This window comes from Streptococcus sp. HMSC064D12, from assembly GCF_001837205.1.
GTDB lineage: Bacteria > Bacillota > Bacilli > Lactobacillales > Streptococcaceae > Streptococcus > Streptococcus salivarius_D.
Genome location: NZ_KV831744.1, coordinates 31,891 through 38,875, shown reverse-complemented (window position 1 = coordinate 38,875; position 6,985 = coordinate 31,891). Strand labels below are relative to the sequence as shown.

Sequence of the window (6,985 nt, the reverse complement as noted above, 5' to 3'; positions counted from 1 at the left end):
TCTAAATTCCGAAGCATTTCGTTCGAGTTCAAATTGACTCAAACGCTTTAACGCCCTCTCCTTTCTACTTTAAATTATAATTTCCGATACTCCCACAGTTAAAACAAGAAACACATTTTACTAGCGAGAAATATCACTTAACCGTCGCTAGAAAGTTAGTTTCCTTTATTGGCCATCTTGATAATAGCAGCCTTAATCTTTTCAACATCTGGAAGAACCGCTTGTTCCAAGACACGCGCATAAGGTACAGGCACATCTTCACTTGCCAAACGTACAATTGGATGGTCAAGGTAATCAAACGCTTCACTTTCTGTAACCATAGCAGCAATCTCACCGATGAATCCACCAGTCTTATAAGCATCATTGACCAACATAAGTTTACCAGTCTTCTTAACTGACTCGAAAATCAATTCCTTATCAAGTGGGATAAGCGTACGTGGGTCAACAACCTCAACATTGATACCTTGTTCAGCCACCTCTTCAGCAGCCTTAAGAACACGTTCCAACATACGACCATATGTGACAATGGTAAGGTCAGTTCCTTCACGCTTGATTTCACCTTTTCCAAGTGGAATGTAGAAATCAGGGTCTTGTGTTACTTCCTCTTTTTTACCGTAAAGTGCTTTTGGTTCCATGAAAATAACAATGTTATTATCTTGAATAGCAGATTTCAAAAGACCTTTAGCATCGTTAGCATTACCTGGAGCAACCACTTTAATCCCTGGAATGTGAGTCAACCATGACTCAAGAGATTGTGAGTGCTGTGCCGCAGAACCAATCCCTGAACCAGATGCCACACGGAAGGTTACAGGAGTCTTCAAACCACCACCAAACATGTAGTTGTTTTTTGCGCCATTATTAACGATAGCGTCAAGGGCAATCGTGATGAAGTCCATGAAAGTCAAGTCAACGATTGGACGAAGACCTGTAATGGCAGACCCAACAGCTGCACCAGCGATAGCAGCCTCTGAAATTGGTGTATCTTTAACACGTTTTTCACCAAACTCTGCCAACATACCAACTGACGTACCGAAGTCACCACCATAGATACCAACATCTTCACCCATAAGGAAGATATTTTCGTCTTTACGCATTTCCTCGCTCATAGCAAGGTTTACTGCCTCACGCAAGGCCATCAATTTTGTTTCACTCATACTTGTATTCCTCAACCTTTCTCTTTAGTCTACCCATACATCTTCAAAGGCAACTGAAAGTTCTGGATCTGGGCTATTTTGGGCGAACTCATAAGCTGCATCAACCTCTGCCTTAACTTGGCTTTGGATAGCATCTAACTCTTCAGCGCTTGCGATATTTTCAGCAACGAGATAGTCACGGTATTTAATAATAGGATCGTTATTGTTCTTCCACTCGTCAACTTCTTCCTTAGTACGGTAAACACCCGCATCGGCAGTTGAGTGACCGAACCAACGGTAAGATTCTACCTCAACGATAGCAGGACCATTGCCACCACGGACATGCTCAACAGCCTTGCCCATTGTTTCATATACAGCCAAAACATCGTTACCATCTTCACAGTAGAAACCAGGAATGCCATAAGCTTCCGCACGTGTATAAAGGTGAGGTGTATTTGTAGCCTTATGGATATCCATTGAGATACCATAACGGTTATTGATGATAAAGAAGATAACAGGTAATTTCCAAGTAGCTGCCATATTGACTGACTCATGGAATGAACCTTCGTTGGTTGCGCCATCTCCAGAGAATGCCACAACAATGTTTCCTGTTTTTTTGTATTGCTGAGTGAGGGCTGCACCTACGGCAAGAGCGTAACCACCACCAACGATACCATTAGTACCATAGTTACCTTTTTTAAAGTCTGCCAAGTGCATAGAACCACCACGGCCCTTAGAAACACCGGTTGCTTTACCAGCAAGTTCTGCCATCATTTTATTCAAATCCATGTCTTGGGCGATAGATTGTCCGTGACCACGGTGATTTGAAAAGAAGATATCGTCATAGCTCAAGTGTTGAACAGCACCAACGTTGGCTGCTTCCTCACCAACTGAAAAGTGAGTCATCCCTTGAACAAAACCACGACGAACCAATTTATTAATACGTGAATCAAATTCACGAATACGTTCCATTTTAGTGAACATCTCAAGATGTGTCTCTTTAGAAAGTTTTACCATATCGATCTCCTCTATCGAAATTTTTCTATACATCTAGGATAGGTTAAAAAAACTTAATGAGCAAGAAATATGCTTGAAAGATGAAAAGCCTTACAACCTTATCACTTATAGGCAATCCGTATGCTTTTTTTAAGCGCATTATGATATAATTGTATAGATTTTACCCGAATAGGAGAATATTGGACATTGAGTGACGTCATCGTTCACGGGCTTACGGCATGTATAGCTTTTATTTTACAAATTGTTATCTTCAAAGTGACCACACAGAGACCCCTTAGATACTGGATTCTTATTTTAGCAGGTTTAGCAATTTTTGCCTCTAGTTATTTTGGTATTTCCTTTCCAAAATCCGGTTTTATTGGACTTGTACTTCTTCTAGCTAACAAATCTTACAAAAATCTGAGACACACCATTTTGGAGACTTTCTTTATACCTTTCACCTTTGCCTTAATGGTGAGACTGGTCATTTTCCTGATTATTCCAATCTTTTTCCCTTCTGTCCTAGATTATTATTATGCTGGTCCATTTATACTTTTTCTTGCGTTTTTACTATGGTTTGCCCAAAGTGCCCTTCTTCAAGTGGACTACTCTCGAATGATGCAAATTGATAAAGCGAGACCTTGGTACAAATCAACCTCTGTCGCCCTTTGTGGCCTAGCCTTTATCTACTTTGCTTCTGAACTTCTTTCAACAAACATTCACTTTACTATTGCCTTTCTTATTATTACAGCTCTGATTCTATCTGGACAGGTTAATCTCTATAGAAAGGACCTCAGTGCACAAACACAAGAAGCTCAAGAGGAACATTCTCAGCTTCTTCAAAAATCAAGCCAGAACATCAATACTTGGTACCAGAAAAAGACTAGCCAAGAGCTCTTTATCAAGGACGAAGCTGAAAATCTCTACGATATCATCCGTTTCAAACAAAACGAGGAAGCTCAGGAGTTAATTGACTACTTGCTGACTCCGAATCCATTAGATAAGAAGATTGATCATTTTTATCGAGATAAACTTGAAAATATTAAACTTCCTGATTTGCGAGTCATCTTTGAAGCTAAATTCCTAAAGGCAAAAGAATTGGATGTTTGGGTTAGTATGGAGGTCCCAGAACCCATTACCGTTTATCCTATTTATCCTTTAGATTGGGTATATAGCCTTTCAACGATCTTGGATCATGTCATTGTCCAAGCACAAGATAGTGAACAGAAATACCTTAGCTATGCTTATTTTAAAGATGAGGATAGTCAACACTTTGTCGTTGAAAGTTCAAGCACTAAAGAAGATTCTGCCATTACATCTGATTTCTCTGATCCCGAACTAAAACGCGTCAACAGCATCCTATCCACATATTCAAACGTTAACATTGTTTCAAATACACGTGCTGGTATTTACCGCTTACAAATCGAGATTGACATGACAAAAGGAGGTTACAATGATTACTAATATTATCAATCCTCTCTTACAGGCTGTTAGTTTCATTTCTATTTGGTACCTCTACCAGACTATGTCTAAGGTTAAGCCACTGCGAGGACACCTCTTACTTCTATTTTTGTCCTATGTAGCTGCAGCATCCTATTTTAGTCTCGTAAAAATCGTTATAGATCCTCTTTTCTTCCTTGTTGCTGATTTGGCCCTTGTCAAAGAGCGTTCTTTCTATCATCGATTGCTTTACGCTTTTTATCCAACTATCCTTTTTGATATGGCTACACGACTACTTTCAATTGTCATTCTCCCTCACGTCTTACATATCAAAGGTGATATTACCCTCGACACTAACTTACATATCTTGACCTACATCTTAGCTCCATTAATCATTTACCTAATGCTTAAAATCTTCGCTGTAGACCTAAGTCAGATGAGTAGTCTTGACGAGGCTTGGGCTAGACGTAACTGGTTGCGAAGCACTGCCTTCCTTGCTGTCTATTATGTCTTCTTTACTGTTATCCATGGTCTTAACAGCATTCTTCCAACAGCCAATGACCCTAAAAATTTATTTGAAATAATTTTCAAGGTCAATGCTAATAGTTCTGTTATCTTTGTTCTATATATTGCTCTACTACTATGGGATTTTTACAATTGGAACCAGGCTATCCACCAACAATCTATTGATAGGCTGAACAAAGAACGTCATAAATTGTTGGGAACTATGACTAACTACAGCAAATCCTTTATCCAAATTATCACGCAAAAGCAAAAATCCTTCGACCTATTCAAAAAAAATCTCAAGGACGTTTCTCTTGCCTTGGAAAATGAAGATACCGCCAAAGCTACTAGCCTACTTGAAATTTATAAAACGGACAATGCTAGCATTGGTAATCCAGAGACTCAAGAACACTTGGATAAGCTTAGCAATCCAATAATAGCAAGTTTTCTTTCAAATCGTATTTTGGAAATGAGAGCGTCGCATGTCGATATCTCCATTAATATCAGTCCTCAGTTTGGTGAGATTCCTTTACCTGACTTAGATTTATATCAACTGCTCCAAGCTTCGGATAAAGCGATATTTAAACTACTTCGTCCTGATATCAAGGTCAACAGTAGTTACCTCCAACTAGATCACTCGCAACTCCTTGTCGTTGAATTACCAGTTTTGGCTGATAAGGTTAGCAAAGATAAAGAACTGAATGAGTTGGTTAAGACTTTGCCAAATGTTGACTATCGTATCGGTTTACATGCAGGTTATCTGACTCAAATAATTGAAATCTTTGAACCTGGATATTAAGATGATATTGAAAAAGAGCCGGTGGCTCTTTTTTTGTTGCTTTTTATCTCTTCACTCTCAAACTTCCTAGCATTTTTGAACGAAGATAATTCTTCGACATACAAAAAGACACCCAAAATCATATAGACTGAGTGTCTCTACAAATAGTAAACTCCGACTAGTGTAGCTTAGAAGGCACCGCCTCCGCCTCCTCCGCCACCACCAGAGAAGCCACCGCCTCCAAAGCCGCCACTACCACTGTTCGAATTGATAGAGAAGCTACTTACGCTATCTGAGGCAGAAACGTAAGATTCTAGATAATTGACATTATTCATCATGATAAACGGTGCTGCTGAATAAGTAAACTCATCTAGAGATGGATTGCTGAGGTGAATGTTGTAACGTTTTAGGACATCACTAACTTTTTTCGCCTGTCCATAGAGTGTCGCATAAACCAAGATACGATTCCATAGGATGACAGATTCTAGTTCGGATTCTTTAAAACTAGGAATACTCTTAATCATATTTTTAAAGCTATGCCACTGGTAAAAGGTTGAAATTTGAGTTGCATCAAGACATCTCTGACGACGTCTCTTCACTAAGTACCAGAATAAAATCGTAACTCCTGCTATAGGTAGAAGATCAAGAATATAGTAAAAACCAAGTCCTGATCCAAAAGCAGCAAATAAGAACAAGGTTGAAAGAATACAAAGCACCATTGAAAGTACCAAAGCTGCTACTCCCAATATGTTAAATGTCTTTTCTTTCGGACTAAAATCTCTATAAATTTTAGGAAGTCCAAGCGCAAATTCCTCTTTTTCTACGCCTTTTGCTACTTGATAGCCGTCATTAGTGAATTGATATTTGACACGTTTTCCTTGGGAACGTATTGCTTCACGCTCATAGCTTGTTCTAGCACTCTTAAATTGTTTTTCTAAGCCATCTTTATCAAGATAATAGCGCGAGAACATTTCCGTATCTCTAATTTCCATGCGACCATCAAACAACATATCCAAGAAAGACACTTCAAATGAAGAGAGCACCTCCTTTTCAATACGTGTCAGAATATTACTATCACCTTCTTGTCTATAGGTGAGATGACCTCTATCAATCAAATCAAGGATGGTAGCTTGTACCATATATTTAAACTTCAGAGGACCCGTTTCTTCTTTTAGACCTGTTTTGTCGAACGACTGATTATAAACATTCTTGGCTAGGACCAAAGGTGCTAAATTTTGAGGGGCTTCATAAAGACGGGCATCTCGAGGGAAAGAAGGCATCCTAGTGCTATAAAGAACAATGAGGTAACAGAAAATACCAATAAGAACAAAGCTTAAGATCACAAGTGGTAAGATGACATAAAAAATGCGTCGAAAGTTTTCTTTAGATTTCTTGATATCTGCTTCTTTTTTTAGAAAGTCTGCCTTATTCGTCTTATTTAATAAGTAAGCCTGATTATTTTCTCGTAAAGCACTGGTCATCGGCCAGTAGGCGTGTAATTCCAATTTACCTGATGCTGGTAAATTGTCTACATGAACCTGATAACCTGTAGAAGTACGCTTAACCTGTGGGTCTTTTCCAAAATAGCCAGCGTGAGCGTAAAGCTCTCCTTGACTTGCATCCAGACCATCAACTGTGAAGTCAACTTGTCCAAATCCTTTATCCCAATCAGAAATAGGAAACCAATTTAAAACTGCAATATCTGAATATAGATTCAATAGGTGTTGGATCTGCCAAGTAACTTTGAGGACAACCCTATCACCATCTGAACCTGAATTATAAACTTTGAGTTTAACACCTTCATAGGAGTCTGTTTTTTCAACTGTAATATCTGTTTTTTCTTTCCCATTTACAGTTGCTGAAACCTTGGGATCATCCATAATAGAATAACCACCAATTTTCCCCAAGGTTACATACTGACCTTTATAATCACTATCAAAATCATAAGTCACTTCCTGAGTAAATGTCGCATTACCATCATCATGAATTGAAAGATGACCAACATAGGAAGGGAGACTATACTCTACCTCATCAGCTTTGACGTGATGCAAAGACAATGGCAGAAAACAGACTAACAAAACAGTTAAAGTAACATATTTAACAAGACCTTTCAGTATCTTTTTCATCATTTTGC

5 protein-coding genes are annotated in these 6,985 nt (G+C 38.7%); 2 read left to right on the top strand and 3 right to left on the bottom strand.

The features are described from left to right. Positions 1-155 precede the first annotated feature (155 nt). Positions 156-1,154, bottom strand: coding sequence for an alpha-ketoacid dehydrogenase subunit beta (locus HMPREF2697_RS06010; RefSeq protein ID WP_013990622.1), 999 nt, complete (start codon positions 1,152-1,154; stop codon positions 156-158). Positions 1,155-1,178: 24 nt separating this feature from the next. Then, the gene (locus HMPREF2697_RS06005; protein ID WP_004182555.1) at positions 1,179-2,150 is read right to left on the bottom strand and encodes a thiamine pyrophosphate-dependent dehydrogenase E1 component subunit alpha; all 972 of its coding nucleotides are present in this window, start codon (positions 2,148-2,150) and stop codon (positions 1,179-1,181) included. Between the two features lie 594 nt (positions 2,151-2,744). Between HMPREF2697_RS06005 and HMPREF2697_RS06000 the strand changes: the two genes are divergently transcribed. Together HMPREF2697_RS06000 and HMPREF2697_RS05995 are read left to right on the top strand one after the other, a co-directional pair. Beyond that, entirely contained in the window at positions 2,745-3,593 is an 849-nt protein-coding gene (locus HMPREF2697_RS06000) for an ATP-binding protein (protein ID WP_239499683.1), read from the top strand. Further along, positions 3,583-4,872, top strand: a complete 1,290-nt coding sequence (locus tag HMPREF2697_RS05995) for a hypothetical protein (RefSeq protein WP_045769105.1) — start codon at positions 3,583-3,585, stop codon at positions 4,870-4,872. The genes HMPREF2697_RS06000 and HMPREF2697_RS05995 overlap by 11 nt, the downstream gene beginning before the upstream one ends. 167 nt (positions 4,873-5,039) lie before the next feature. Here HMPREF2697_RS05995 and HMPREF2697_RS05990 read toward each other — a convergent pair whose 3' ends face one another. After that, positions 5,040-6,977, bottom strand: a complete 1,938-nt coding sequence (locus HMPREF2697_RS05990; protein ID WP_070849980.1) for a DUF2207 domain-containing protein — start codon at positions 6,975-6,977, stop codon at positions 5,040-5,042. Positions 6,978-6,985: the final 8 nt, after the last annotated feature.